Here is a 26,895-nt window from a genome sequence, read left to right on the forward strand (position 1 = left end):
CCCCCTTAAAAGATTTTTCTTTTAAGGGGGCGACCGAAAATTTTTATCTCTTTGTCAAGAAAAAACGACCCAAGATGTTAATATTTATCAAAAATTTGCATGCAATTTTCTAACCGGATATTACTGAATTTTTCACCATTATTTAATTTATCGCGGCGGAAATTATAAAATATCTTTTGCCTTGTTGCTATGCGTCAGTGAGATGTTTTATTTTGATTCATTCTTTCTTTTAAAGCAATCAAGAATTCCTCAAACATGCCGAAGGTGTTTTTTATATAATAGGTTTTTTTATCACCTATCATATATTTTAAATACTTTTTATCAACTACAAGTTCACTAAATGCTTTGTAAAAATCTTTGGTAATTTCAAAAGGAGGAGTTAACTCTTCTTTATTTTTTAACATCAACGCAAGTTTAGTATATTTGTAATCTGATGTTGATTCAATACCTTGCGATATTATTTCGTCAATATATATCCAGCTAGCGTATTTTTTGTCTTTGTATGGTCTGTCTTGAGTTGTAATTTTCCAAGCCAAAATCCACTTTCCTTTTTCAACTTCGTCATCTTCCGCAATGTGCAATTCATCTTCAATTAATTCTTTTATTGGCAAAACATTTTCTGTATATTTGAAATCATCATCATCTTGATACCAAGATATGTAGAAGTCATCACATGAAACAATGTTATAATCTGAAAATTGGTTAGTCTTTTTTCGATCATCCTTAATCACTCCACTCCGAACGGCATTTGTCCATTCTATTTTTAGTTCAGAGAGACGTTTTTTTTTGGCTTTGGTATCTGGATAATTCTTATTAGCTAACTCTTCTAGTTTATTGAAATATTTTAACAGATCGCTAATTATTGTTTTGTCTTTTGTTTTGATCGCTGCCTCTTGTTGCCCTGTTGTAGTTAACCCATTTCGGGAAAGATTTGGGCTGCCAACTATAGCGTTATTTGCTCCAATATAAATTTTCGCATGAAGGTTATTTAAGAAATATACTTTCTCCCAAGATATTTCATTTACTAAAGATTCTATTGCAAATGGGTTAGACCCAATTGTAGGTGAAATAATTATCTTTTTTATTTTATTTGGGTCGATAAATTCTTGCCAATCAATTCCAATATATGCAACAGAAACAAAATTCGGAGGATAATTTATCATTTCACTATTAAGTGTTTCTGTAGTCAAAAGCATTATTTTATTTCCGATTATTAATTGTTGAATTGATAACAAGAGAACTTTAAGGTATGGAGCAACAAAAGATTAATAGACATTAAAGGATTTTTTATATCGAGCAAGAGCCGATTGCTTTCTATTAGAAAAAAGAAGAGTTTTCATTAATATTCATTTTTATGATCATTCCAATATTTTAGAGTAAAATGATAATCATTGTGAGGACTTGTCGCTCGATGCGTCCACATTAATTGCCGTGCTTCTTTTTTTGCATTTTCCCAAAAAATAATATCTGCAAGTCTTAAGTTAATCAAACTGTTATCAGATGCTATAATATTAATCAAAAATTGTAATCTTTCTTTTAATGAAATATCAGTTCTCCGTTCTGCAACGTAAATTATAAGATAAGGTCTGATATTCAAGTTGCCAATATTTCTTTTTATTAAATCTTCCATCGAATAGTAAAGTCCAACCAAATCATGCAATGAATATTCTACTGAAATAGCACAAGATTGCTCAATATATTTTGTCGATTTATTTTGAATTTCAATTTTTCTAATCTCATCTGAAAGATCGCGTTCTATTCTGTCATGTTGTGTCTTTGCTTGTTTTTGAAAAGGATACATTTTATCTTCTAACCAAATCTTAAGTTGATCATATGACTTTCTATCATCCTTACGAGCTGCATCAACAATTTGTTGAAATTCAATTTTGTCCTCTACAGTTTTTAGTCCCTTTAACGCAATTGCTGTCTCATCAGAAAGAATTTTTAATTTAGACCTTTCCTCCTCAATAAGAGTACCCAATGTTTCGACTGACTCCGAACTTGCAGATGTTTCCTTCGCAATTTTTTCCAATTCTGTCTTTGTTGTTTTTCCAAGGGTACTGATCAACTCTTTTGCTTGGCTAATTGCTTCTACTTTTGCAGTTTCTGCCGCGAATTTTGCTTTTTCTGTATCTTTCAAAGCCTGTTTAGCCGCTATGACTGCTACTTCTGCATTCTGTTTCTCTTGACAGGTTTGCATAAGTGTCCCGATTGATACAAGTACAATAAGAAACGCTGTTGCGGAAGAAAGTGATTTGAAAAACTCAAGCCAATTGAATTTCTGGTATGACCCACAAAGATGACATCTTTTGGCATGATCGTTTAATTGTCCACCACATTCATTACAAGTGGAAGGTTCTATTTGAGTCTCTTGCTTAGAATTATTCATAATCCAATCCAATGAAGGTCAATGAAGCGTTAATGGAGATTATTACTGTATAATAAATTAGCATCAAGAGCTTGATGAGGTGTTGGTTACAGTACCATTACTACTCCGTGGCAGTGCACTTGTCTACTAACTATTGTTATCTTGATACTACCTCTTATTTGTTATCACAATTGAAAATTCTTGAAAATTGACGAGGTTCCTGCCTAGGCGGTGGTATTTTGATACTTAAGGAAGGCTACATAAGCATTGAAGGCGTACTACTATCTTGTGTGTACTCCAGTATTTTGTTTTTTTCAATAAACATTGAAAGAACATATCAGCCGACATTGCAGGTTGTTATGAATTAATAGCTGGCAAATTCCCAACATTTACCTTAACCTGAAAAACTGTCATCATCGCAACTTAACTCTTTACTGGTAATTCATATGAATGATAGTCCAGATAGTCCTACATTACCCCAAGAATCTGATAATTCAGATAGTCCAGATAGTCCTGCATTGCCCAAGGAGACTGATAAACCAAATAGTCCTTTATTACTCGAAAAACCCTGCGAGTACTGTAAATTATCCATCAAGATAGATGCCTCAGCCTGTCAGCATTGTGGAAGATCACAGAACAAGTGGGTTGAATTTCTAAAGCTAGCATCAACTTTTGTTGCGATATTGATGGTGGTGATTGCAATCGCACAGGTTGGTATAAGCAGTTGGCAGATGTGGGAAACTAGACAAAAAAGAATCGAGGCTGCAGCTGTACTGGAAAAGGCTGAAGGAGTTCTTACACAAGCAAGCAAAGAAGCAGAAGCACTGAGAAATGAAGCCAAAGGGGTACTGCAACAAGCAACTACAAAATCAGATGAAGCAATTGAGGAATCAAAAAAAGCACTCAATCAATCAAAAATAGATGCGGCACTAATTATGGTCAAGGTTAAAGGTGCTGAGGAATCTGTAAAAGCAATTGACAACCAGGTTGCTTTGTCAAATGAAAGATTATCTAAGGTGGATAAAGAATTCGTCAAGAAAAATCAAGCAATTACCGATGAGTTGCATAACCTTAAAAATGAAGTTTCTACCGAGCTCGAAAAATTAAAATGGAGAGATAAATTAATGGTTTGGACGGATGAATCTATATCCAAAGGTAAAAGATCAGCTTTTGATAAACTCAACAAATTGCTCAATGAAGTGAAAGGAACAGATAGAGAGAGCATAGTATTATCATACATATTTCAAGTTAAAAGTTTTTATCTATCGGGAGATAGATATTTGGATAATAAATTCTATAGAGATGGGGTTGAAACAGACTTGGAAAAAGTGGATACAAAAATACTAATCAACGATTTATTAAACAGTAAGATAAATGCTGTCAGAGTTAAGGTCTCAGTTATTTTAGGAAACAGAAAAGAATTAGGAGTTCCTGAGGCTCTAATTAATGCCATCAACAATGATCAAAATCTTGATGTAGTTGTCAGAAGTGTGAAATCTTTTTCTATGATAACAGGCTACAAAAGTACTGATGTATTCGGTGAAGGACCTTTTTTAAAGTTCTGGGATGAAAACAAGGACAGAATTAATAAAACATTAACTAAATCTCCAGATATAGAATCATTCAAACAATCTATCCACTATGATTCTATAGACCTTAACAAGGTTAAACTACCTTAATGAATTTTGACACTGTAAAGACAATGAAACAACCTATCTGAATTGGAGATTTTGTTTGCCAGCAATGAGGAAGATCACAAAAACTATGGATTGCACTTACTTCGTTCACATTTTTCTGTAACCCCACATGACAAAAAAGGGAAATAAACATATCATGCAACTAAACACTACAGACAATTCGATGATTGATCTAGAAATAAATCGATTGAATTCAGAAATTAAAAGAAACGAAGCAGAGGCAAATAAGTTTAATGCTCAAACAAAAGAGATACGGAGCTTAAGTATTAAAAGCATTTTTCAGTATACATTATGGCTTTTGTAGCCGCAGGTCTTCTTAGTATCTGGTTTGTTGAATATTTTCAACCAATATTCTATAAAAATAATGAAATAGCCAAACTTAAAAACCAAGTATTTGAATTGAAAAATAATATTGAGCAATTAGAGCTAAAACAAAAAGCAAGTTTACTAGCAGAGGAAAACAATAAAGTAAACAATCAATTGTCTAGCTTGAATGAAGCAATTGCGAATTATAAGGATAAGTTGAATAAAACAACCCAATTAGCCGCATCTTTAAATAGTAAACTTGAAGATAATAAAAATATATATATTTTGTTATCAAAAAAATATGAACTAACTTCTAAAGAGAGATATAAATATGCAAGGCTTGCTAAACAATCTCAGAGTAATATTTCAGAACTAAAGGATGAAATTTTGCAACTTGAATCTTCTCGAATTGCCACATCTGATAGAAAAAAAGTGCTTCAACAACAATTAGAAGAAGGTCTGTACTTTTTTCCGATGCCAAATGATATAGGGAAGAAAAAAGATTGATAATTGTAGATAGTAGCGGCGGTCAAAAGGTTCGAGGTAGGCATATGGTTTTTCGTGAGAATCTCACATATTATCATTTTGAATCTCATTGCAAAATTAGTCCGAAGAACATTCACCTCCATTCACCTTAAATGCATTAAAAGTGCCCAGAAAGATCATTGACCTTCTCCTCCTCTTTGAACTTCTCAATGTAGACATGCTTTCCTTCACCTAAGTACATCTTCTGTCCTGATTCAGTCCCGTCCATCTGCAAATAGCTAAAGTATTCCATTACAGCCTCCATCGATTGCTCTGTAGCGCAGTCCATCTGTTTCGCATAGTGAATGGCGCATATTTTTGTACTCTTTCCAAGAGGCACCACACCTCACAATCCATTATTAAAGATTGAAAAGCAACATCAAGCGTCGGATGCTTGGACAATGGGGCAACGGTATCGGTTGATCATCTCAAAATATCTTCTATTCTGTAACACCTTTTTCGGTTAAGATTAAAAAAATTATCTACAGAGCACTTTATGGTAGTCTTTTCTCTGGTTGATGCTACAACAGACGGAGGTACATGATGAAGGCGGAATCTCTAAATAAAAAATTTTGGGATGCTTTTTTAGAAAACGTTAGAAAATGCACTGATTTTTATAAAAATACTCAAAGCGGCGGCAAGTCCTATATTAAAACAAATCTAGGCATTGGTGGTGTGGCATTTTCTACATGTATTAGGGCTGATGATGGTGTAGCATGGGTTGAGCTATGTTTTCAAAAAGAGGACGCTGACGATAATAGAAAATTATTTAATGAATATTTTTGCGAAAAAGAAGAAATAGAAAATAGGTTTGGCGATGAATTAGAATGGGTCGATTATAAAGACGTCAATGATAAAAAAGACATAAAACGTCGCCGCATAAAATGTAAAAATATTATTTTTGATGCTAAAGATTCAAGTACATGGAAAGAAACACATCAGAATTTAGCAGAAAATATGGCTAAACTTAAAAATTCATTAAAGGAATATGGAATATTAAAGAGTATAAAGATTTTATAGTTGTGCTTATATTGAATCTTATTATTGATTGATCGTAGTATAATCTTCTGTTTATATTGATTGCTTGTAGTGAATTGGATAAAAATATATTAGTACCTCTAACATAATTGTTTTATACCGTTAATAATTACAACATTTCGGAGAAAACGTGAGACTAAAGTATTTTCATTTATGTAGAATGATATCTGTACTCTTATTGGTAGGATTTTTATCGGGCTGTGCCGCTAAAAAAGGAGATTATTTTTCCGAAACACTCAAGGCAAAAGAAGGAAGTTCAACACTTTATATTTACAGACCGTGGGCGTTTACAGAAGGAGGAGCAAGTTTTCCGATCATTGTTAATAATACACGAATTGCTCCTGAACTTAGCAATCAAAGCTATCTGACCTATGTCACTAAGCCAGGACCAGTAAAAATTCACACTGATACTCAACACATTGATACTGTTCTGGAGTTTAATGCCGAAGCTGGAAAAATATATTTCGTAGGCATTTCCGTCAAAAGCTATTTCTTAGTTTTTGAACAAGTACCTTATCTAATCGATGAAAACCTTGCTTTAGAAGAATTGAAGAAGTGTCAAAAGGCTTTGTAATATTTAATAAAAAGCATAAAAAACAATCACAACGACATCGTCATGCTATTTTCTCCCTCCGAGCAATAGCAAGGACATGCATAGTTCGTTCTGATCAAGAGAAGCAATTTACCTAGAAAAAATCAGACAAGCCCTTTTGCGGCTCTTCCACGAATTTCTCCACATAGATTTCTCTTCCTCCACCGACATACATTTTCGGGCTCTGCTCAAGAGAAGTCATTTGTACATGTACGAAATATTCTGCCAATGCCTCAAGCAATTCTTCTGGTGAGCATTCCATCTGTTTAGAATAATGAATAATTCTTTTTTGAGTACTCTTCCTTAGCCAGACGGTATTAACAGTTTTTTTGCAAAACGAATCCACAACACGCTTTGCCACTGCTAAACATGTACTGAGGGTTTGCGGTCTTTTTATAGTGTTTTTCATCTCATTTCCTCCTTTACCAAATCCCTATAAGATTAGATAAATTCCTTTCTGTTGTATGAAAACCTTTCTGGACCATCCCTTCTTTATTCAATTCACGGATTAAATACTGGAATACTGCTTCTCTTATTAAAGTTGAACGTGTGCTGCATCTCATTTCCGCTAATTGGTCTAGGCTTTCACAATGACGAACATTCAATGACGTGTGTACTGGTTGAAGTTTTGAATGGCGTTCTTTTCTAGCTTTTTTCATTTTTATTATTCCTTTATATTGTTAAGTGTAAAATAGTTTGACTTAATATTATTCTGTCGTTTCAAAGACATACGTATTTACAAGGAGTTGTGTAAGTACTGAATATGCTCTTTCTTGTACTATTTATAATATGAAAAAAAGAGTATTTGGCGTGATATATTGATTCAGGCTTTTTGAACTTAAAATGCAGATGGCGGCACGGCAAGGCACGGCAAAGTTAATTGCACTAGGTCAAAATATAAACAACGTACACTGGTCATGATGGTCTGTAGTGTCTACTCTTTCCCATTCTTTCCCATTCTCTCTCACTATGGCTCTTATTGTAAGGTCTTTCGGTCAAAATCAAATATCACTCAGGGTTGTCATTTTCTTGACATCAATCATTTTCCATAAAGCCAATAAAAAAGCCGCTGCTCAACATGAATCAATGAAGAGAAACGGCTCCTAAAAAATTTCTACTTGTAGTCTTACATCACATTATAAATCGTCTGCCGGCTGACACCGAATTTTGTAGCAACCATTGATTTGGAAAAACCAGCATTCAACATGTATTTGACCTCTGTGATCTGCTCCTTGTTCAATGCTGCCTTCCTTCCCAGCTGCTTGCCATTCTGCTTTGCTATTGCGATTCCTTCCTTCTGCCTTTCATGAATGAGATTTCTTTCAAACTCAGCAAACGCCCCCATCATCTGCAACATCAATTTTGACATAGCACTTTCTGAGCCGTTGAAAATCAAATTCTCTTTATGAAAATGTACACTGATGCCTCTATCAATCAAATCAGAGACAATCTTTTGCAGATCATGAAGGTTCCTTGCCAATCGGTCTATTGAGTGTACATGAAGCACATCGTCCTCTCTCAAATACTCTAAACATTCATTCAAGCCTTTCCTGTTGGTGTCTTTAGCAGAAATCTTGTCCTCAAATGTTTTGTCCAGGTGAATGTCTGCCAGTTGTCTTTCTGTGTTTTGTGAAATGCTTGATACTCTGGTGTAGCCGATCTGTTTTCCGTTGCTCATGATCTAATCTCCTATGTGGTTGATAAAACATATAAAAAGCATAAGAGAATATTACATGGAACTTTTGCACCTAACAAGGAAAGGTTGTCAATAAATGCCATATGTCGCTAGCTTTTTTACAAAAGTGTAAAAGAACTGATTTTGGAGAATTGTTTTACGGTGGTTTGCCTGAAGAAGGGAACAAGATGAAGATGTCTAAAAAGTATACTCTGATTTACAGGGGCGGTTGTATCAGTTGAATTGATGTAAGGGGTGATGTAAGAGATGATGTAGGCGTTAGACGCAAGTCACAACTCTATTAAAATATCAAGGAATAAATCACCTCTGGACCTAAGTATATTTTGTCAAGTAAAATGTTAGGAAATTACCTTAAGGAATTGTGTCAAGGTATTATTTTTAATTCATAATAAAAGATTTGTGTCAAGGTATTATTGTATAAGCAATTTTGATATATGCTTATGGTATTATTAATGCCTAATATGATCTAGGAATTTCTCCGATGTATAAATAATTGAGTAACAGAAATGCAAACAAAGAAACTTTATACACGGAGAAAATGTAATGGGAATACACAAGCAATTAGAAAAGAAGGACCTCAAGAAGATCAAAAAACTTTTAGATTTAGGCGTGCCGAGAACTAGAATTGCTAAAGAGGTAGGTTGGTCAAGGCAAACAATATACCGATACTTTCCAGTTTGTAATAAGGAGTCCGCTAATGGCTGATAAAAAAGAATTTCTTGTCAAATTCCTGAGGAAGAATGCACCAGCTGGTAATACAAAACCTGTTGCCAATAAGAATAAAAATGTTTTTAGTGCAAAGGGAAAACGGGACAAGGCAATGCTTGATGAATTTAATAAAAGAATGGAAGCTGCTTTCCCTGATTATAATGATGATAATGATGATGATGTTGATTCTGTAGTTGAATCGGATGTTGATTCTGTAGTTGAAGATGATTTTATTCCTTATTCTACACTACAACGTAATAATTCATCATTTTGGCGACCTTGGGTTTCTGCATCTGGTCGGTGTATGATATGGTCGTCTCTCATACCTGATAATCACATCAATAATCACATCAAAAACGATTGACGATGCTTTGTGCCGAATAGTTTGGTCCTTATGCTTGTACTGATATACATGACGGTGAACATGGCGTGACAATCAAATTACAACGTACGGAAAGGCGGTATCAAATATTCTTGATTTCGCCTTTCCTATTTCCTATTCATTTTCTAATGTGATTTTGCCTTCCTCTACGTTCAATAGAAATGATTCTATTATCTCTCTCACAATATAACTCCTATTTACATCAGCGGTAACAAGTGCCAAAGAACTCAATCTATTAATTCTTTTTGCATCTACCCAAACATCAAATCTCTTCAATGTCGTATTATGACATTTATTCCGATCTAATTTTTCATGAGGGGCATCAAAACAATCTATTGCCTTTCTAAAGATTGAAGCAACAGAAAGTCCATTATTTACTGCTAGCAGTTTAAATCTCTCTAATGAACTAACACCAATAAGACTCTTTAAAACAGTAGACTTTGTAAATACTTTTAATGTCTTTCTTGGTTTTATCATTTTCTTCGGTGGTTTCATGTGATTGAGGACTGCTTGAATTGACTTCTGCAATATAAACTGGTCCACTGCCAGCCGTATTAAATCAATGCGGTCTATTGAGAGTTCTATTGATAAGCCGTTCAATGTTTCAACGACATTATTTTTAAAACAAACTTTAATTGGCTTATTCAAAATCAATCTACCAGTGGTGTCTTTTTCAATCGATCTATCTTTTACTGAGATTTCGGCTGGTCTTTTCTCTTCTCTCAATTTCCTTCTAATGTTTCCCATTTCATTTTTCCCTCTGTGTGGTTGCTCTGTTCTTTTCTCTCTTCAATCTTATTTAGCACTCAACCAGATTGACAATACCGATTGAATTTTCATCGGAACCGTGTCGTCATTTGATTTAATGCCTTTATCAATACAATCATATACATGATAGTCAAAATTGAATGACGATGCGTTTAAAGCGGATTTTAAAAACCTGATAATAGGGTTAACAGAAAATCAAGAAGATTCTATTGGCTTTCTGATGTTGGCTGCGCCAACAAGATTCGCCTACGGCTCATCATTGATTTGATTCTTTATAAAGCCTTCTTGAAATACTATCTGGAATAATGCGGATAATGATCATGACGAGATAGTTTGTGGTGTGTGCTTCTGATTATACATGTTAGAGGCAAAATGCTGTGAGCCAGCATTCAAGAGAGTCTAAGATGATTTAATTTATACCTTATTCATGGAATATGCTGCGACTGTGATATAAAAGCCATGGGCGGGAAGATTTAAGAGCCATAAACCATGAAATAATAAGGCTTTAAAGCTGATTTGTGCTGGTTTTTAGTAATTCTCTTAACAGATCAATATATAAAGCCAAAATCATGTAATTCAAGAGCCATAAAACTATATCTTTATAGAGAATTACTAAAAACCAGCACAAAAATCTCTCAAACCCTTGATATATCATGAAAATGATCTTAAAAAACCATGAAACGTATAATCTCCCCGCCTATGGCTCTTATTGTACAGTCGCAGCATATTCCACTAATAAAACAATAATAATACACACATAAACAAAGACATAAAAAGTATCAGTGCTTGGATGCGGAGCAGCACATGCACTAGATTGGCGTAGCCAATCTATTCATCGAGAACAAATAACCGCATTCTTTATATTGGTATCACTCTTCATAATATCTTTTTTCAAATTGCCTTTATATGAATCAGAGACAAGATATTCCTTGATATTCGTCTTCCTTGATAAAATAGTAACCTTCACTTTCACAATCTTGAATGATTCAAACCAATCCATATTATTCTTCCTGAAGTTGTTTAATTTCGTAATCTCACAACCAGTAGCCTCAGCGATTACATTATTTTTGTTCTGAATAAAACCTTTCTTATTCAAAGTGTCAAAGATTTGATTCTTGATATCGGAAGAAGCGGAGTAGCCACCTACTAAATCACTCCAAGTGACAGTTTCATTGATTTGAAGACCAGTTACAACATTTGTAAGCAGATATACGGTCTTGTTTTCTATTCCATGAATCAATCGTAACCTCATGACAGCCTGCTCTATTTCACCTACCTCAATCTGTTCATACAAAGAAAGAAGCCTGGAATCAACTGGTACATGATTCTTTATACTTACATTCTGTTGTCCTTCAGGTGTCTCGATGATACAATCAACAGAATGCCTGTATAAATTACCCTTAGCATCAGGGCTTAGATTCATTTCAATGTCCTTAAGGCTCTTTATATCATCAAAAGTCAGCATAGCAAGGTCATTCATTGCGGTGTAAGGGAGATAATGCCTACCAATAACAACTAGATTGTCGTATTGTTCAAATCTATTGCTGCCCCTCAAATTACCAAACCACATAAAATCTTCTGGCTTAACTCCTATTTTATAGAAATCATCGGCAAATTTCTTGTAACTTATAACAGCAGTCTTTCCCTTAAGGGTGTTTAGAAAAGATTTTATACTAACCCAAGTGTTTGGGTTTTCGTTAAATGAAGCCTTTGAAAATGTTTTATTGATAACCTGAATGATTTTGGCGTTTATATTATATTCTGCTTTACATCTTACAATATCAATATCCTCACTATAAAGATTATGAATAAGAACCTCATTGCCGCTACCATCAAGAAACACTTTAGGCGTTTTGTCCCATTTCGGATGAAATTTGCCTTTACGACCGACATGCAATTGTGGCATGCTGATTTTTACACCATTTTTTCCTAATACCTCAACAGTAGAAATCCATCGTTTAACATATTCTCTGTTATAGTCCTTAGCAAACTTCAATTGTTGTACAACTTTAAGGTAATTCTCTTTCAGTTTTATGCTTTTGTTGATATCAGACTCAGTTTTCAAAATTAAATAAGCCTTTTTGACCTTTGCTTGGGCGGACTTTAAATAATTTTTGTTTATTTTTACAAATTCACCAACTTTAACATCATCCCATATATGCTGAATCGTCTTCGGTAAATCTTTCTTGAAAAAAGAAATAGTGTTATTCGCTGTATTGTTGAATTGCCCTAAGCAATATTCATCTGAGCCGATAAAATCAGGCTTAAAACATTTATCAAATCTTGAAGGAGTGGTAATATAATTGAAGGTATAAATTCTAATACTACCGAATACTGGCTTTGAAAATTGTAATAGATAGGAACAAGCTATAGGTAGATTAAGGTTTTCTTTATCTCCATTACCATCGATGTAAGAACCCTCTTCAACTTGACCACCAAAACCGTAATTGCAAGAACTACAAAGATCAGGACCTAAGGCATTTATTTGTTCTTCTGTTAATGAATAATCATCTGGTATCAATGCACCGTTTTCGTCCCTCCGTTCTTTTCTTCTACAAATCTGGCTCATTCCCTGAATCAATTGGACTTTCTTATTAGCATAACAAGACATCTTGAAAAAATGATCATCATTATTAAGTTCTTGAGTACTGTTACCTAATTTTCGATAAAGAATCTTACCTAATTGCAATTGCAAGGCACGATCTTTTACAAAAATGAGAATATTCTTACCTGTGGTGCAATTGCTTATCATTTTATTGTGTAGTACTTCCTGCAATTGATTTTCAACGTCATTTTCGGTTATATTTGAATTGGTATTGAGGCGTGAATTCATATCAGCAATAAAACTTGTGAACTCATCAGATTTACCAAATCCTGGATCAACAATTAAGTATAAATCATTTTTGCTCTCAAAGAATTTTTTATAAGCCGCGTTTAATATTTGTTTACCTTCAGAGACGGTGAATCTTTTAGATTGATATGTGCCTGGATTATCGGTATATAATTTTCTCGCATGTATTCCAGTTTCAATAACTTCAACTGAAATCTTATCTTTATATCCATTATCCCTTGCTGCCTTCCAGAATGTATGGGGTTTTATGTCCTTACCTGTTGTGCTTTTTTTATTTCTTGAATTATAGATGCCTTCAAGGTCTTTTCTGTCTTTTTTGTCCCAATGATTATACAGAAGATCAATAGCAGAAATCCCCATAATGCGCATCAGAGACAAGCTGATTGAAAACCGATTAATCCCGTTATTACCTGTGCGTGACAGATTTTTCGGAATCATAGCTAGGGCTTCTTTTATATCAGTTAAAGAGTATTCTTTTTTGCTGTGTGCCTTTTCTTCAATCTCTTCCTTTACTTTGACGGCTTGTTGCTCATAATACATTTTCCAAGCCGATTCATTTACATGAAAAACATCAGCATCAGCATTGAAATATATGTTTGGGTCAAAAGAAACATAACAACCAAGGTCTACATCTTTGCACTTTTGATCTAATTTCTTAGCTGGGATCGAAGGAACAGAGGACAATATATAATTTTCTGCTATCAAGTACGCATTGGGAAAAACATCTTTGATAATGTCCTTATCATCACAAGCAAAATCAGATTTGATTTGGAATTTCAGACCGCCATTAGGAGATTCAAATAATAATCTTACACTAGGCAATTTCAGTAATTCAGTTTTTATTTCATTGATCAATTCTTGGTTATCATAAAGATCAATATCAAATTGAATGTTCCCAGTAGCTCTTACATATTCATTATTATTGAATTTGACATCAGAAAGAACAACGCAAGGCGACATCATAGGAAGAGTGTTGAATTTTTCTGCCTTCCGTACTGAAACATCTTTGATGGTTCTGATTTTCTTTAATTGCTGTTTATATTTGCCTGATTTGATGTCGGCAATTATTTCTTTTTCTTCTACTTGTACTATTATTTTGTTTCTATACATCCTGAAACTAATCTCAGATGGATGATAAATAGATGTAGAAGGAGAGATTATACTTTCTTTCATTAGTACTTTGAAGCCGATTCAAACCGTCACCCAGCAAAGGTTGTTTGAATCGGCTTTCCTTTTGGAAAAATTTTAATGGAGATTATTTATTGCTGAATTTTTTACGAGCTGATTCAATAATTGCTTTGTACTCCTCAGAATCCTTTACCGCTTTTTTCAATTCAGTTACAATGAATTTTTTAGCTGCTTCTCTCAATACAGCATTTCTATCCATTTTCTTTAGAGCTGCTAAATGGTCAAGAGCCTCAATGGTTTCATCATCGGTGTAAAATAAGACTTTTGCTTTTTTTGTTCCTGTAAGATTGATCATTTGAATTTTCCTTATAAATTGTTTTGTTAGTTGCTGTTAAAAATAATACTAAATTGATATCTACTTACTATTTATACAACGCAGAAAATCCTAATGGCACTATTTTGATGTTTTTTCGCTTTTAAATAGCAGTAAAAATATATATTCACGATTATATTATGAAAAATAATACATTCAAAATATTGATACCTTCCGTGATTTATTTTCATGGCAATAATTCCGTATTATCCTGAATAACTCACATTTCAAGCAAGACGATACAGTTATAGATATGAATACAATCACATCAATGAAGGACTAACTACATCGTGACGAGCATCGTCGAGAGAATTCCCATAAGGAATATGAAGAATACAACAGAGAGAAACAATAGAAGGGACAACAGGGAAAGAAGAACGTAGGAAAAGGCGGATGATTCTCCCTCCACAGATTATCAACCGCCTTCTTGTACTGCTTGTGTTTAGTTATTCGGACATATCTATTTCTAAAAGTTCAGATCGGCTTTCAAGGTACTCTTCCATAAAATTCGTTATCAATTCTTCAATCAAGCAACCTTCATCGGTAGCAGCTTCGTAGAACGACTCAAGCAATGATTCTGGTAATGCAATCTCAGTGCAAACGGTCTCATTTTCAGTGGACTTATATTCTACAACTTCACTGTCTGGGTCGGTCATTGCTTCTGGACTCTTCGTGTAATCCAGATATAGCCCGTACTTTTGGCACACTTCAACTAGAAGTTCCTGAATATTCATGCTGTAATCATCGGCTAATGATACGAAAGCCTCATGTAAAGATTTTCTCAACTCTACATTTACAGCAAAATATTTTTCTGATTCCGGTATATTCCCGGCTTTGGTCATAGTAATCATTTAATTCCTTTATAAAATTAGTTGTTTCTGCTTCTGATATATTCGTCCATATCATCAGTAATTATATTGTACGACTCAACAATTGCTTTTTCATGGTGTTGAATCCGATCCAATATTTCATCAGCGCATAATGGGTCTCCAATTTGCTCTTCTGACTGAATTAACAATGAATGCAGTTTCTTGAATTCCATTATTGCAAGTGAACAATAAAAAAATATTTTAATGTCTTCTCTGATACGTTCTGGAAACAAATTCAAATCCCAATCAGGTACGTCTGTTAATTCAGAAACAGAACGCCATAAAAGCACAGTCTTGTTATTCCATTCTTGCGTGTTTATTTCTGCTTTTTTCATTTTTTCTATTCTCGGTCTTTATATTGTTCTCTTAAATAAGCTGCAGCCTTATTCATTCGCCGATTTCTACGCCATTTCTTAATTGCTTCTGGAACGGACAACACCCATCCCATTAAAATAAGTACTATAAAAATTACAATTGGTGTTACCAGTTCCTGATTCATTTTATATTCCTTCTAAATTTGTTGATTATTAGTAATTCGGTAAACAATATAATTTTTCATTACAACGATTCCTTCTTTAATTGATATACTTCACGTTGATAATCATCCAAAATATATTGATACTCAGGAGATTCAATAACTAATTTCTTCAGTGTTGATGCCAAATAACGTTTCGCAAGCTGCTGTAAAACAGTATTGCGCGAAACATTCTTTATGGCAGCATATGAATCAATTGCTTTTAATGTTGGGTCGTCTGGGTAAAATGTGACTCCGGTTTTTCGTTTCTTCATTTCAAGCCTCTAAAAAAATAGATTGTTTATCTTTGTTGTACTCTTCTATTTAGCAACCTAAGCTCAATTATTTTTCAATTATTATTCATTTATTATGTTTAACTTTTGTATTCCAATAACTACATGGAGTTATGATTCAATATTTTTACAGGTATTTCTTAGTTATTTAGGTGTCTCCAAAAAAAACATCAAATACCAATCAAAACGATTCAATCCAACGATGCATAGAATGACAAGCACTAGACCGTAACTATTGCGTCACAAGCATCGTCAGCACAATTTCAACAGAATCAGCTATAGCAAGACATAAATAAAGATATCATCAGCACTAATGCTGCGGGCAATCGTGCACAAGGCAACTTAAACGGCTATTTTCTCACAAGAGAATTTAGCCATTTTTGTCGTTCCAGTGGCTGAACCATTTATATAAATAAATGTAAGAGAAACAACAGAGAAAAACTGAAAAAAAAGGAAGGAACAATATGGCAATAAAATTCAGTAAACTTGCATCAGAGTCTAAATTAATTAAAGAAGACGAATATAACGGATTTAAAGACGTTAAATCATATATCCAAGCACTTCAAAGACAACAGGACTTTATAAAGGCGAAGCACGATTTTTTTGATAAGGTCGCCCAGGACATCAAGTACGAGAAAGAGCTAGCTATAGCTGCGAAGGAAAAAGAGAAAGAAGACGATTATGCTGAAAAATCCAAATCAGGTTTAACCGATACAGGCAAACCAGCAACAAAGGTAACAATCAATAATAGTTTTACAGATAGTTTCAAAGAAGAGCTTCACGAAATTTACAATTCCGCTAAAGTCCTAAATAAAGAACACTCCGAAAAGCTAGTGCGTGAAATAATCGTGAACTATCCACATGACGTTAAAAAGTCTTTCTTGGAGTTTACCGTTTCAAACGGGTTAGAAGCACATTCTAATATATTTGAAGGAGCAGTAGGGAAATCACTTATTGGTGGGATGTTTGTTAGACTGAGAAGTAAATTGGTCTCCAAAGAAAAGCCGGAAGTAATGGCTAAAGCTCTTGCTGATATGATAGCTTTATCAGCCATTTATACCAGCAACAGTTTCCATGATGTTATGGACCAAATTAAACAATTGAAACAAGCGGTTCAGTCAAAACAAATGTAATCAACTATTGAACATTGTAAATAAAAGCCAAAAGGAAAGGCTGCTCAACCAAGCTGATAATCTTGGTTGAACAACCTCTTCCTTCATTAATGTACACCTTTATTTATACAAACGAAATAATCCCAAAAAGGAAATCATTCATGGCAAAAAACGCAAATGCCAAAATACAGACTGGTGACGATTCTAAAATCTACATGGAAATACCAGAAACATTCATTAGTTGTACTGAATTACGATATGACGATTACCTAGAATTGCTGAATGAATACATGAGTGAATATATCGGAAACACCCGCCGTAACGTCAGAAACAGTGTAATAAATTTCAGCTCTACTGGCAGAATGGAAATAACAAGGAAATCAAGAATCAAAAATATAGAGGAACCACAAATATGAAAACCGAATATAACGTCAATAAATACAGAAAACTCTTCATTGAAAAAGCCAAATTTGCAGTTCCTTTAGAACTTTACCTTGAATTGACAGAAAGACAAAGAATGTCAATGTACCTTAAGACAGAGTATTTTCTGGAACAGATGGATTTAGTAGAATCAACTACATTAGCACTTAGGAAAAACATTTCAGAAAGAACAGCTACTGGTCTCGCTAAAGCAGTTCTGGTTTTTTGTGATGCCTTCAATGAAAATTTAGTGGCTGCTGCCGCAAATAAATCAGATCAAAACGAATCTGCCGATAATGATCAATTGTTTACAGAACTGAATGAAAGTGAGCAATACAAAGCATTCAAAGCATTTCGCTTTATTCAGTTAGAAAATGATTCACTGACTGAGATAAAGGAATATTTAGAAGAGAATCCCGAGGAAATATCTGAATTTGCTAGAGCTGGTTTGGAAATATTTAAAGAGGCACGAGATTGTGAATACAATGAGCGCGGTCTAGTTTACGACTATATACTTGAATCATGGCATCAGGCAGCAAAAGGGTTTTCCCCTAATAGCAATCTAATCTCTGTTAGTGATTCAATAGAAATCAGGAATAGAAAAGCCGCTGAAAATAAAATAATCGCAGACCGCATGAAAGCATATGTAGGACATTTAAAGGGTCTTAAAGGACAATATACAATGTCCTAAGTCAACATTATCAAGAGAGCCTCTTTTATAAAATAAAGAGGCTTTTTTATGTCCATATTTCCTTAAATCATTCTGCCCGATATAAATAAATGTTGAGAGAAACAACAAAGATCAACAACAAAAAGGAAATGAAACATGGAAAAATTAAAAGAATACTTTATCGGAGACTTCGTTCAACTTAACATTGTTCGGAACCTTAAGAATGAGGAATTATGGAACCTTGTTTATCAGTACTGGTCTAATATTGCAGAATTGAATTTTAAGGACGAGAATCAGATTGATCTTGAATGGCAGAAATTTAAGACTAAAGGCATTGTGGCATATAAACCGAGTGATGAAGGTGATGTGAAAGCAATTGCCCTTAGTCTCCGTAAAGCTGTTAAAAAATTTATCTCATTCAAGAACGTTTTTATCGGTGACCACATCAGGCTTAATATCTTACTTGATCAAGACAGAAAGGAAGGTATTGATATTTTATACAAATATTTCCATAAATTAATTGGACTTCGCCTGTATGATCCAAATGATATAGTTACAAGTGATTATGTTGAGGGGCAGTGGTACCAATTGAAAAAAACTGGGGTTATCACGTATAGGCAATGTGACGAGAAAGAGGCGAAAAAGATAATCAATGAACTGCAAAGTGCCATACGTGAATTTATTTCTTTCTAGCTATCAGATATTCAAGCAAGACGAGAACCCCGCTTCTATAAGCATATGACATCAAGACCACCAATAACATTGCTTGCGACGTGCGTTATCGCATTTTAAACCGCAATTTTAAGTTAACATTAAGAAGCAGGGAAGAGCCCTATATTGATTTCGATATATGGCTCTTCCTTTTGGCTTTTTTACCAATCTCGGACAAATCGGATTTCAAGGACACATGTGTCTCGAAAATAATCAATGATATCAAGCATATGGCGAACCCATTATGGAATACATGTGTGTATATAACATATATTTGCTATTTCCGGGTTGCATATGGCAGTGATCGGCACTCTTTTATATGCAGGTTTCTTCTGGCTGTTCAGTCGATCGGAAAAACTTCTCCTCAGGTACACAGTGAAAAAATGGGCAGCCCTTTTGACTCTGCCGGTGCTTCTTGGTTATGGCCTGCTCGCCGGTATGAATACCCCGGTATTTCGGGCGGTAATTATGAGTTCTGTTGTCATCATCGCTATCTGCGCGAATCGACCCAAATCGCCCGGTACTCTGCTGGCATTTGCGGCAATGCTGATTCTCGTACTGAACCCCTTACAGCTTTTTACCGCCTCCTTTCAATTGTCGTTTGCGGCAATTACAGGGATTCTATTTTTACTCCCGGCCTTAAAAAAGATAGTCGGCAATAGAATTGAGTCAGCGCCTGCCCTCTCGCTTAGTCGGAAAGCAATCAATTGGCTCATCGCGGGTCTGCTTGTTTCTCTGGTGGCCAATCTGGCCACTGTCCCGATTACACTTTATTTTTTTAACCGGTTTTCCCTGGTTGGCCCCTTGACGAACCTGATTGTCGAGCCGCTCATCTGTCTTTGGAGTCTTGGAGCTGGCTTTCTCTCCATCATTTTTCTTGCCATCCAACCTGAAATAAGTTCCTTTCTCCTCCAGACCGGGGCACTGGGTCTGGGCGCGGCAGTACATGTTGCCGCGTTTTTCTCTTCCTGGTCTTTCTCCACCATCTGGCTGCCAACACCACCCCCATGGCTCATCCTGATCTATTATGGCGCCTTGCTTGCTTTCATGTATTCGGGCTGGGAAAAAAGAAGGGTCTGGTTACCTGCCTGCGTCACTCTCACCGCATGTCTCTGGTTGCTTATCTATCCTCCCCGGCGAAATCCTGCGGAAAACAACAAGTACTTTCATATCACGTATCTTGATATCGGCCAAGGCTCTGCCACCTTGCTTGAATTTCCATCAGGCTTTCGTATGCTCATTGATGGCGGAGGCTCTTCCTTTGCCTCAACGTCGATTGGAGAACGGGTCATTGCCCCTTTCTTATGGACAAAGGGGATTCGCAAAATTGATGCCATCGCCATCACCCATCCCGACGCCGACCATTACAACGGCCTGGAGTTTATCATCAGACATTTTTCGCCAAAGATTTTGTGGACCAGAGATATAAAAGGTCACGATAAAAATTTCAAACAGCTGATACATCTGGCTCAACAACAGGGGTTGGCTCTTTCCGTCCCGAAGATGAATGATTATTTGCTGGCGGGAAAAGAATCCCTGATGTGCGTAACGAACCTGGCAGATCAGGGAAATGGCGCGGAAAACAAGGGGTCTCGCGATGTTGGCAATAGCGGACTTATCCTGAAAGCATGCGCAAATAAGCTTTGCGCCCTGTTTCCCGGCGATATCGGCAGGGACCGGGAACACTTTCTGGTGACGCAAAATTATGATCTGCAGGCCGATGTCCTGCTTTCCCCGCATCACGGGTCGATTACGTCGAATTCGAGCCAATTCCTGACGGCCGTTGCCCCCAGGTATCTATTCGTATCTGCAGGACGGTCCACCAAGGGAAATTTCCCTCATAAAGGCCTGGCCGAAGAATGCAATGATCGGCAAATCGATCTTTTCACCACCGCCGACCAGGGAACTTTGCACGTCATTGCCACAGAGAGCGGGTATCACATCTACGGTTACCGGAAAAAAAGTGCCAATCCTCTGTACTCCTTCACCCCTGTTCTGCTTGACGAAAACCCCCTTACACCTCAGTGAAATCCGAAGGGGCTTTCTTTAAGTATTTCAGAAATCTTGCCTTTTCCACCGAATTGGAATAAGCGTCGTCCGGGCTGATCATCTTCTTTTCAAGCAAAATCATGATTGCATCATCAAGGGTTTGCATGCCGTACTTTTTACCGGTCTGCATCGCGGAGAGGATCTGGAAAGTCTTGGCATCGCGAATCAGGTTTCGCACCGCAGGGGTGGCAATGAGGATTTCGAGAGCAGCACATCTTCCTTTTACATCGATTCGCTTAAACAGTGTCTGGGAGACAACTGCTTTCAGCGCGTCTGCCAACGTCGATCGCACCTGTCCCTGTTGACTGGCCGGGAATATTTCAATAATACGATCGACCGTCTTCATGGCGTTAATGGTATGCAGGGTACCGAAGACTAAATGGCCGGTCATGGCTGCCTCCATGGCCAGGGCAATGGTTTCCAGGTCACGCATCTCACCCACCATAATGATGTCCGGGTCTTCACGCAGAGCCCCCCGAAGTGCCGCGGTAAAACTGTTGGTATGCGTTCCCACTTCCCGATGGTTGATGATGCACTTCTGACTTTTATGCACAAACTCGATTGGGTCTTCAATGGTCAGGATATGGTCTTTTCGGGACTTATTGCACTCATCGACAATTGCGGCAAGAGTCGTCGATTTACCAGAACCGGTTGGTCCGGTCACCAGAACCAGCCCTTTGGGCAGGTAGGCCAGACGTGAGATAACCGAGGGCAGACCAAGCTGTTCAACAGTCATTATCTCACTGGGAATCTCACGAAAGACAGAGCCGATTCCATATTTCTGCTGGAAATAATTGCACCGATAACGGGCAAGGCCAGCGATCTCATAACCAAAATCGACATCTCCGGTTTCTTCAAATATTTTAATTTTTTCTTCGGGACAAATTTCATAGAGCATGGCTCGAAGCTCGTCGTTGCCTAACTTTTTAAACTTTACGCGCTCCATATCACCACGAATACGCAGCAATGGTTGCTGACCTGACACCATGTGCAGATCGGATGCCCCCTCATCATTCATTAATTTAAAAAAGCCATCTATTTGAGCCATTTATTCACCCCGATATCCAGTTATAAACAAAACAATATATTGTATTTCAACTCTTACAAATTCGCAGATACGAATGTTAACCATATGAAATTGACAGGTAATAAATATAGTATGCACCCATAAGCAAACGCCCTTGGGGTACAGCCAAGGGCGCTTGCTTGCTATGCCCTTTGGAGACTTTTTGTGAAGACATCGCTCACGTCTTGATGGTTTTTTTCAAGTAACTTACAACCTCATCGGCATCATCGAGAACTTTGAACAATGACATATCTTCAAGAGTGATATTGCCACTCCCAAGAAGTTTATCTTTTATCCAGTCAACAAGTCCAGCCCAAAATTCACTTCCGACCAGAACTATCGGAAAAGGCTTAATTCTCTCGGTCTGAATCAGGGTTAATGCTTCAAAAAGTTCATCGAGAGAGCCAAAACCACCCGGCATGCAGACAAAGCCGGTGGAATACTTCATGAACAGCACTTTTCGTACAAAAAAGTATTTGAAATTCAAAGGGAAATTCGCGTAGGGATTGGGGGCTTGCTCATGGGGAAGATCAATATTCAACCCAACCGACACACCACCCGCTTCAGCGGCTCCTTTGTTGGCTGCCTCCATAACACCTGGTCCGCCGCCGGTTATGACGCAGTACCCTGCACCGGCCAGACCCGCCGCTATTTTTTCGGCAAGAAGGTAATATTTATGGTCAACGGAGGTTCGCGCCGAACCATAGATAGTCACTGCTGGAACATGAATTGCCGACATTGCATCAAAACCGTCGACAAATTCGGACATTATTCTGAACATCCGCCATGAATCGCCGACGACGGTGTTATCGAGAACATATTTCGGTTCTCTGGCAATCCTTCCATTTTTTATCGGATTCATATATTCAATTTTTATATCAGGTTTTTACTTTTCATTTTTTTTAACTCCTGCTCTGCCGTCACCTTGAATTCCCGACGAATATTTTTCTCGGCGATAACTTTGGCAAACCAGGTTTTCGCCCGCCGGGATTGTCCGTCATCAGCGTAACTCTTCCCCAGAAGAAGTTGTGCCTCTGTTTTGTACTTCCGGTTTTTAAGACAGCGGTAAAGATTTTCCCGCGCTTCGGGAAATAATCCGCATTGCAGTAATACCTGTCCTAGATACAACATATAACGAAGGTTGGACGGCTCCAGTTCAACACTCTTACGGCACAAGCTCAGGGCTATCTGGTCCCCTTCTCCTTCGTCAAGGTAGATACGTCCGAGTAAACTCATCGCCCTGTCGTCCATCTCATTGAATCGCAACGCCCGCTGCAGGGCCCCCATGGCATTTCGATTGTCTTTCAGAGCGTGATATGCCTCACCGAGATAATAATGCACTCGCCCTGCACGGGGAGATTGCTTATTGTCCGACAGCCACGGCACAAGATACCCAAGCGCGGCCGAGTACTTGCCGAGTTCACAGGAAAGTATGCCAAGCTGCAGGGTAAGATCATGAACGAGCTCTGTCCCGCCTTCTTCCTGGGCTGAGTATTTCAAGGCTTTTTCCAGATAAGCCAAGGCTTCGGTCTTCCGATTTCGGGCCTGCTCCCCCAACCCAAGATTATACAGAGCCATGAAATTTTTTCTATCAAGCGCCAGCCCCCGCTTAAAACTCTGCAGGGCAGATGAAAGTTTATTCATCATGGCCAGCGCGACTCCCAGGCTATTATGCAGATTGACATCCCGGTCGTCACATCGCAAGCCTCTCTGGTATTCCTTTACCGATCTTGCCAGGTCACCGTCGCTAAAATAGATATCGCCACTGATATTCAGACTCACCGCATCAAAAACTGCCGCACTGGATTTACCGTAAAATGCAGCATGCAGGAGAGCTTTCCGGCAGTTCATGACCAGTTCAGATTTTTTAAAACCACAATAAGGATAACTGCTCACTCCGGCGGAGATATGAATGTTCTCCTGGGAATTGACACTCCGGCTGATTATTTCCTGTGCCCATTGCAACGCATCACCCGCGTTAACGCCATCGAGGTAGACAAATACATCCGCACCGTCCGAGAGTACCGTTTTTTGCTGAATCAGAGACGTGACGACACTGCTGGCGGAGCATGATGTGTCGTTGTCGCTGGAAAATTGAACCAGACAGAAATTATTCGACGAAGACCATAATCGGCTCAATCTGCGCACTATGTTCCGGTCAGGAGGGGCCAGAGGATGATTTTCCGGATGGGCCAGCTGGCCAAAATCGCAAAAGCTGAAAGGGCCGCGTCTGGTTGCATGTTGAAGGGCTGTCCACGCTTCATCCAGCAATTTTCTGCTGGATGAACTTTGATCGTCACCTTTTGAACGCACGTTTGAAAAACTCGAACCGACATGAACTCGATGGCATCCTTCCTTTTTCAGATAGTTCACCAGAGCACGCTCGATTTCCGATCGTTTCCCGGCAAAATTCTGCGGAAGAACAAGAGCGAAAGTAGATTGCCCAAGACAATGCAATAACGAGCCTGTCGGTATAAATTCTACAAGCAGGGTGGCATACTTTTGCGCATACCGTACAATATACTGAAAGGACGCCCTCTTCGGGATGAGTTCCACCAGGATGAGGCCCAGGTTTTCTTTCGTACCATACCTGTCGAGCAGAGAATACAGATTAGCGATATTCAACAGGCCCGTCTGATTATCGATCCGCGCCTGCTTTATCAAAAGAAACTCCCGCTCAGCAGTTTCTTTAATCTCCAGCAGCCAGTCTTCACTCGCCTTTTGAATAAAAAGCGGGTCGGCTCCGGAAATGATTGCCACAATTCTTTCCCTATCCTGTATGGAAAAGGGAAGCATCAAACAATCTGAATAAGCCCCAAAAGCTGCATCCCCCTCTTTGACCTTGGTAAAAAGAGGTAACAGTTCAGATGCTGAGAGATGAGCAGGCAAAATGTTTTCCACCTGCCCGGCAGAAAAAGCAAAAACCACATCTTTGGCCGTAGGGAGATGCTTCTGCAGGATTTCGGCATAACTCATGGAAAATCTGGAAAAATCGTCCCCCGTGAGCTTGCTGGTGTCAGCTAAATTCGGAAATGATTCAAGCATCAGATTCTCCTTTATCTGCCCGAGAACTGGCGAAAAAATCAGTTAACAGAGTAACCAGAGCGGCGATCTCACGATCCTGCACCGTGCGGACATCCAGGAGGAATCGTTCATTTTCGATCCGACCAATAATTGGAATGGCGAGCTTTCTTAACTCTTTCTCAAAAACACTGAGTTTCATCTTTAACGGCTCAAGATCAACCGCCCAACTATCGATACCGGTCTCAGGCAGAGCGCCGCCGCCAACCCGCGACACGGTTGGCACAATCGCTATTTTACAGTGATCGGCAAGACTCTTTTCCAGCCGGGATTTAATTTTCCGGGCTCGTCTCTTGAGCAGTTCTGAAGAGATGGTCAACATTGCCAGAGTTGGAATGTTTTCAAGCGCCAGGGAAAGATCGAAATATTCACGAAGAACGCTCTCCAGGGAAGAAAGAGTAAACTTATCAATACGCAGGGCTCTATTCAAAGGATTACGCTTAATAGCTGCAATGACGCTTTTTTTACCGACAATGACGCCTGCCTGCGGACCTCCAAGCAGTTTATCGCCACTGAAAGTGACAACATCAACTCCGGCTTTGACAATTTCCTGGACAGTCGGTTCCTTGGGAAAACCAAACTGAGAAAGATCGATCAGGCTGCCGCTGCCAAGATCCTCCATTGTTGTCAGATTATTTTCCCTGGCAAGCTTGACCATGTCCGCCGCAGACACCTCCGAGGTAAAGCCGATAATACGAAAATTAGAGGTATGCACCCGCAGCAGCAAAGCGGTATTTTCATTAATCGCCCTTTCATAATCATACAGATGCGTTCTATTGGTCGCGCCTACCTCTCTTAGCACAGCGCCGCTTTTCTCCATGACATCGGGAATACGAAACGATCCGCCAATTTCTACCAGCTGGCCTCGAGAAACCACAACTTCCTTATTTTTCGCGAGCGTATCAAGAGCAATTAAGACTGCAGCCGCATTATTGTTGACGACGAGGGCTGCTTCAGCGCCGGTTAATTCGCAGATAATGTCTTCAACCAGACTATAGCGACTGCCTCTTTTGCCAGACTCCAGATTAAATTCCAGATTCGAATAATAGCCTCCTGCCTGAACGAGACTGTCGGTGGTTTTTTGCGAGAGTATTGATCGACCGAGATTGGTGTGGATGACAACACCCGTCCCGTTCACAACTCTTTTAAAATGCGGGGTGAGCTTTTTCGCTATTTTTTCCTGAAACATGGACATCCATTGTTGCATAGTTAATTCTTCACGCTCAGCTTCTCCGTTGAGTATTTTTTCGCGTTGCAGGTCAATTGCGTGTTGGACAACCGACTTGATAATACTGGACGGGGCATCCACCGAAGAATCATTTTTCAGTAGAGCGATACACTCGTCCACTTTCGGAAGAGCTTTAAGCAAGATATTTTTGTTTTCCATTGTTTTGTAAAAAGGACAGAGTTAACCAGAGATAGAAGGATTTCGCGGAGAAACGTTTTGACAAATATTCCTCTATTTTAGACCATTAATCAATTGTTTATAACAACTATCGCCACATGATAGCTCATAATCAGAGATCGCCATACTATTTTTTATAAATTGATTTTTCCCCTTGACGGCACCCAGGCAATCAAGTAGTTTGCCGCGGTCTTTGAGGAACAGGGAATGCGGCATCGACCTGAACGGTCAGCACCGCATTGCAGCGGGAAACAAAAACAAAAAAGAGTAAAG

The 26,895-nt window shown here is 37.9% G+C and carries 28 protein-coding genes; 11 read left to right on the forward strand and 17 right to left on the reverse strand.

Annotation, left to right across the window (positions count from 1 at the left end):
• Positions 1 to 194: 194 nt before the first annotated feature.
• Both FCL47_RS23510 and FCL47_RS23515 read right to left on the reverse strand, forming a co-directional pair.
• A complete protein-coding gene (locus FCL47_RS23510) occupies positions 195 to 1,196 on the reverse strand; it encodes a phospholipase D family protein (RefSeq protein ID WP_136816170.1) in 1,002 nt (333 codons plus the stop codon).
• A 143-nt stretch (positions 1,197 to 1,339) separates the two neighbouring features.
• Complete coding sequence (locus FCL47_RS23515; protein WP_136816171.1) at positions 1,340 to 2,389, reverse strand: hypothetical protein; 1,050 nt, start codon at positions 2,387 to 2,389, stop codon at positions 1,340 to 1,342.
• 425 nt (positions 2,390 to 2,814) lie between these two features.
• Between FCL47_RS23515 and FCL47_RS23520 the strand changes: the two genes are divergently transcribed.
• Positions 2,815 to 4,047 (forward strand): hypothetical protein, encoded by a 1,233-nt coding sequence (locus FCL47_RS23520; protein ID WP_136816172.1) that lies wholly within the window; start codon positions 2,815 to 2,817, stop codon positions 4,045 to 4,047.
• Between the two features lie 309 nt (positions 4,048 to 4,356).
• Entirely contained in the window at positions 4,357 to 4,878 is a 522-nt protein-coding gene (locus FCL47_RS23525; protein WP_136816173.1) for a hypothetical protein, read from the forward strand.
• A gap of 136 nt (positions 4,879 to 5,014) precedes the next feature.
• Here the strand turns inward: FCL47_RS23525 and FCL47_RS25390 are convergent, their stop codons facing one another.
• The gene (locus tag FCL47_RS25390; RefSeq protein WP_255580830.1) at positions 5,015 to 5,149 is read right to left on the reverse strand and encodes a hypothetical protein; all 135 of its coding nucleotides are present in this window, start codon (positions 5,147 to 5,149) and stop codon (positions 5,015 to 5,017) included.
• Positions 5,150 to 5,436: 287 nt separating this feature from the next.
• On the opposite strand from FCL47_RS25390, the gene FCL47_RS23530 reads away from it, so the two are divergent.
• A complete protein-coding gene (locus tag FCL47_RS23530) occupies positions 5,437 to 5,916 on the forward strand; it encodes a DUF4268 domain-containing protein (protein WP_136816174.1) in 480 nt (159 codons plus the stop codon).
• Positions 5,917 to 6,064: 148 nt separating this feature from the next.
• On the forward strand, positions 6,065 to 6,508 hold the full coding sequence (locus tag FCL47_RS23535; RefSeq protein WP_136816175.1) for a DUF2846 domain-containing protein: 444 nt from the start codon (positions 6,065 to 6,067) through the stop codon (positions 6,506 to 6,508).
• A 112-nt stretch (positions 6,509 to 6,620) separates the two neighbouring features.
• Here FCL47_RS23535 and FCL47_RS23540 read toward each other — a convergent pair whose 3' ends face one another.
• The 3 genes from FCL47_RS23540 to FCL47_RS23550 form a co-directional block, all read right to left on the reverse strand.
• The gene (locus FCL47_RS23540; protein ID WP_136816176.1) at positions 6,621 to 6,935 is read right to left on the reverse strand and encodes a hypothetical protein; all 315 of its coding nucleotides are present in this window, start codon (positions 6,933 to 6,935) and stop codon (positions 6,621 to 6,623) included.
• 13 nt (positions 6,936 to 6,948) lie between these two features.
• Positions 6,949 to 7,185: a ribbon-helix-helix protein, CopG family gene (locus FCL47_RS23545; RefSeq protein ID WP_136816177.1), complete on the reverse strand. Its 237-nt coding sequence runs from the start codon at positions 7,183 to 7,185 to the stop codon at positions 6,949 to 6,951.
• Between the two features lie 467 nt (positions 7,186 to 7,652).
• Complete coding sequence (locus FCL47_RS23550; RefSeq protein WP_136816178.1) at positions 7,653 to 8,204, reverse strand: recombinase family protein; 552 nt, start codon at positions 8,202 to 8,204, stop codon at positions 7,653 to 7,655.
• A gap of 561 nt (positions 8,205 to 8,765) precedes the next feature.
• On the opposite strand from FCL47_RS23550, the gene FCL47_RS25765 reads away from it, so the two are divergent.
• Positions 8,766 to 8,927, forward strand: coding sequence for a helix-turn-helix domain-containing protein (locus FCL47_RS25765; protein WP_136816179.1), 162 nt, complete (start codon positions 8,766 to 8,768; stop codon positions 8,925 to 8,927).
• Positions 8,920 to 9,294 carry a hypothetical protein gene (locus FCL47_RS23560; protein ID WP_136816180.1) on the forward strand — a complete coding sequence of 125 codons (375 nt, stop codon included), beginning with the start codon at positions 8,920 to 8,922 and terminating at the stop codon, positions 9,292 to 9,294. Before FCL47_RS25765 ends, FCL47_RS23560 begins: the two co-directional genes overlap by 8 nt.
• A gap of 132 nt (positions 9,295 to 9,426) precedes the next feature.
• On the opposite strand, the gene FCL47_RS23565 is transcribed toward FCL47_RS23560, so the two are convergent.
• From FCL47_RS23565 to FCL47_RS23595, 7 genes are all read right to left on the reverse strand, one after another.
• A complete protein-coding gene (locus FCL47_RS23565; RefSeq protein WP_136816181.1) occupies positions 9,427 to 10,059 on the reverse strand; it encodes a hypothetical protein in 633 nt (210 codons plus the stop codon).
• Between the two features lie 853 nt (positions 10,060 to 10,912).
• A complete protein-coding gene (locus FCL47_RS23570; RefSeq protein ID WP_136816182.1) occupies positions 10,913 to 14,104 on the reverse strand; it encodes a BT4734/BF3469 family protein in 3,192 nt (1,063 codons plus the stop codon).
• Positions 14,105 to 14,186: 82 nt separating this feature from the next.
• Complete coding sequence (locus FCL47_RS23575) at positions 14,187 to 14,414, reverse strand: ribbon-helix-helix protein, CopG family (RefSeq protein ID WP_136816183.1); 228 nt, start codon at positions 14,412 to 14,414, stop codon at positions 14,187 to 14,189.
• Positions 14,415 to 14,878: 464 nt separating this feature from the next.
• Positions 14,879 to 15,283: a hypothetical protein gene (locus tag FCL47_RS23580; RefSeq protein ID WP_136816184.1), complete on the reverse strand. Its 405-nt coding sequence runs from the start codon at positions 15,281 to 15,283 to the stop codon at positions 14,879 to 14,881.
• Positions 15,284 to 15,300: 17 nt separating this feature from the next.
• Positions 15,301 to 15,636: a hypothetical protein gene (locus FCL47_RS23585; protein ID WP_136816185.1), complete on the reverse strand. Its 336-nt coding sequence runs from the start codon at positions 15,634 to 15,636 to the stop codon at positions 15,301 to 15,303.
• Between the two features lie 5 nt (positions 15,637 to 15,641).
• Positions 15,642 to 15,800 carry a heme biosynthesis HemY N-terminal domain-containing protein gene (locus tag FCL47_RS23590; protein WP_136816186.1) on the reverse strand — a complete coding sequence of 53 codons (159 nt, stop codon included), beginning with the start codon at positions 15,798 to 15,800 and terminating at the stop codon, positions 15,642 to 15,644.
• A gap of 59 nt (positions 15,801 to 15,859) precedes the next feature.
• Entirely contained in the window at positions 15,860 to 16,090 is a 231-nt protein-coding gene (locus FCL47_RS23595) for a hypothetical protein (protein ID WP_136816187.1), read from the reverse strand.
• Between the two features lie 482 nt (positions 16,091 to 16,572).
• On the opposite strand from FCL47_RS23595, the gene FCL47_RS23600 reads away from it, so the two are divergent.
• The 5 genes from FCL47_RS23600 to FCL47_RS23620 all read left to right on the forward strand — a co-directional run bounded on the left by FCL47_RS23600 (position 16,573) and on the right by FCL47_RS23620 (position 21,049).
• The gene (locus FCL47_RS23600; protein WP_136816188.1) at positions 16,573 to 17,241 is read left to right on the forward strand and encodes a hypothetical protein; all 669 of its coding nucleotides are present in this window, start codon (positions 16,573 to 16,575) and stop codon (positions 17,239 to 17,241) included.
• A gap of 140 nt (positions 17,242 to 17,381) precedes the next feature.
• Positions 17,382 to 17,636 carry a hypothetical protein gene (locus tag FCL47_RS23605; RefSeq protein WP_136816189.1) on the forward strand — a complete coding sequence of 85 codons (255 nt, stop codon included), beginning with the start codon at positions 17,382 to 17,384 and terminating at the stop codon, positions 17,634 to 17,636.
• Positions 17,633 to 18,331, forward strand: a complete 699-nt coding sequence (locus tag FCL47_RS23610; RefSeq protein WP_136816190.1) for a hypothetical protein — start codon at positions 17,633 to 17,635, stop codon at positions 18,329 to 18,331. The genes FCL47_RS23605 and FCL47_RS23610 overlap by 4 nt, the downstream gene beginning before the upstream one ends.
• Positions 18,332 to 18,466: 135 nt before the next feature.
• Complete coding sequence (locus FCL47_RS23615; protein WP_136816191.1) at positions 18,467 to 19,003, forward strand: hypothetical protein; 537 nt, start codon at positions 18,467 to 18,469, stop codon at positions 19,001 to 19,003.
• 297 nt (positions 19,004 to 19,300) lie between these two features.
• A complete protein-coding gene (locus FCL47_RS23620) occupies positions 19,301 to 21,049 on the forward strand; it encodes a ComEC/Rec2 family competence protein (RefSeq protein ID WP_255580835.1) in 1,749 nt (582 codons plus the stop codon).
• Here FCL47_RS23620 and FCL47_RS23625 read toward each other — a convergent pair.
• From FCL47_RS23625 to selA, 4 genes are all read right to left on the reverse strand, one after another.
• Positions 21,036 to 22,118, reverse strand: a complete 1,083-nt coding sequence (locus tag FCL47_RS23625) for a type IV pilus twitching motility protein PilT (RefSeq protein WP_136816193.1) — start codon at positions 22,116 to 22,118, stop codon at positions 21,036 to 21,038. The genes FCL47_RS23620 and FCL47_RS23625 overlap by 14 nt on opposite strands.
• Positions 22,119 to 22,314: 196 nt before the next feature.
• On the reverse strand, positions 22,315 to 22,998 hold the full coding sequence (locus tag FCL47_RS23630) for a TIGR00730 family Rossman fold protein (protein WP_136816194.1): 684 nt from the start codon (positions 22,996 to 22,998) through the stop codon (positions 22,315 to 22,317).
• Positions 22,999 to 23,009: 11 nt separating this feature from the next.
• Entirely contained in the window at positions 23,010 to 25,181 is a 2,172-nt protein-coding gene (locus tag FCL47_RS23635; RefSeq protein ID WP_136816195.1) for a lipopolysaccharide assembly protein LapB, read from the reverse strand.
• Complete coding sequence (gene selA / locus FCL47_RS23640) at positions 25,174 to 26,604, reverse strand: L-seryl-tRNA(Sec) selenium transferase (RefSeq protein ID WP_136816196.1); 1,431 nt, start codon at positions 26,602 to 26,604, stop codon at positions 25,174 to 25,176. The genes FCL47_RS23635 and selA overlap by 8 nt, the downstream gene beginning before the upstream one ends.
• Positions 26,605 to 26,895 lie beyond the last annotated feature (291 nt).

The organism is Desulfopila sp. IMCC35006, assembly GCF_005116645.1.
Taxonomy (GTDB): domain Bacteria; phylum Desulfobacterota; class Desulfobulbia; order Desulfobulbales; family Desulfocapsaceae; genus Desulforhopalus_A.

Bases quoted from the DNA above. Each gene is read 5' to 3' on its own strand.
- FCL47_RS23550 (WP_136816178.1), bottom strand. From the start codon at position 8,204: ATGAGCAACGGAAAACAGATCGGCTACACCAGAGTATCAAGCATTTCA.
- FCL47_RS23630 (WP_136816194.1), bottom strand. From the start codon at position 22,998: ATGAATCCGATAAAAAATGGAAGGATTGCCAGAGAACCGAAATATGTT.
- FCL47_RS23610 (WP_136816190.1), top strand. From the start codon at position 17,633: ATGAAAACCGAATATAACGTCAATAAATACAGAAAACTCTTCATTGAA.
- FCL47_RS23605 (WP_136816189.1), top strand. From the start codon at position 17,382: ATGGCAAAAAACGCAAATGCCAAAATACAGACTGGTGACGATTCTAAA.
- FCL47_RS23600 (WP_136816188.1), top strand. From the start codon at position 16,573: ATGGCAATAAAATTCAGTAAACTTGCATCAGAGTCTAAATTAATTAAA.
- FCL47_RS23515 (WP_136816171.1), bottom strand. From the start codon at position 2,389: ATGAATAATTCTAAGCAAGAGACTCAAATAGAACCTTCCACTTGTAAT.
- FCL47_RS23560 (WP_136816180.1), top strand. From the start codon at position 8,920: ATGGCTGATAAAAAAGAATTTCTTGTCAAATTCCTGAGGAAGAATGCA.
- FCL47_RS23510 (WP_136816170.1), bottom strand. From the start codon at position 1,196: ATGCTTTTGACTACAGAAACACTTAATAGTGAAATGATAAATTATCCT.
- FCL47_RS23565 (WP_136816181.1), bottom strand. From the start codon at position 10,059: ATGGGAAACATTAGAAGGAAATTGAGAGAAGAGAAAAGACCAGCCGAA.
- FCL47_RS23625 (WP_136816193.1), bottom strand. From the start codon at position 22,118: ATGGCTCAAATAGATGGCTTTTTTAAATTAATGAATGATGAGGGGGCA.
- FCL47_RS23575 (WP_136816183.1), bottom strand. From the start codon at position 14,414: ATGATCAATCTTACAGGAACAAAAAAAGCAAAAGTCTTATTTTACACC.
- FCL47_RS23580 (WP_136816184.1), bottom strand. From the start codon at position 15,283: ATGATTACTATGACCAAAGCCGGGAATATACCGGAATCAGAAAAATAT.
- FCL47_RS23590 (WP_136816186.1), bottom strand. From the start codon at position 15,800: ATGAATCAGGAACTGGTAACACCAATTGTAATTTTTATAGTACTTATT.
- FCL47_RS23585 (WP_136816185.1), bottom strand. From the start codon at position 15,636: ATGAAAAAAGCAGAAATAAACACGCAAGAATGGAATAACAAGACTGTG.
- FCL47_RS23540 (WP_136816176.1), bottom strand. From the start codon at position 6,935: ATGAAAAACACTATAAAAAGACCGCAAACCCTCAGTACATGTTTAGCA.
- FCL47_RS23520 (WP_136816172.1), top strand. From the start codon at position 2,815: ATGAATGATAGTCCAGATAGTCCTACATTACCCCAAGAATCTGATAAT.
- FCL47_RS25765 (WP_136816179.1), top strand. From the start codon at position 8,766: ATGGGAATACACAAGCAATTAGAAAAGAAGGACCTCAAGAAGATCAAA.
- FCL47_RS25390 (WP_255580830.1), bottom strand. From the start codon at position 5,149: ATGGAATACTTTAGCTATTTGCAGATGGACGGGACTGAATCAGGACAG.
- selA (WP_136816196.1), bottom strand. From the start codon at position 26,604: ATGGAAAACAAAAATATCTTGCTTAAAGCTCTTCCGAAAGTGGACGAG.
- FCL47_RS23595 (WP_136816187.1), bottom strand. From the start codon at position 16,090: ATGAAGAAACGAAAAACCGGAGTCACATTTTACCCAGACGACCCAACA.
- FCL47_RS23635 (WP_136816195.1), bottom strand. From the start codon at position 25,181: ATGCTTGAATCATTTCCGAATTTAGCTGACACCAGCAAGCTCACGGGG.
- FCL47_RS23545 (WP_136816177.1), bottom strand. From the start codon at position 7,185: ATGAAAAAAGCTAGAAAAGAACGCCATTCAAAACTTCAACCAGTACAC.
- FCL47_RS23530 (WP_136816174.1), top strand. From the start codon at position 5,437: ATGATGAAGGCGGAATCTCTAAATAAAAAATTTTGGGATGCTTTTTTA.
- FCL47_RS23525 (WP_136816173.1), top strand. From the start codon at position 4,357: ATGGCTTTTGTAGCCGCAGGTCTTCTTAGTATCTGGTTTGTTGAATAT.
- FCL47_RS23615 (WP_136816191.1), top strand. From the start codon at position 18,467: ATGGAAAAATTAAAAGAATACTTTATCGGAGACTTCGTTCAACTTAAC.
- FCL47_RS23570 (WP_136816182.1), bottom strand. From the start codon at position 14,104: ATGAAAGAAAGTATAATCTCTCCTTCTACATCTATTTATCATCCATCT.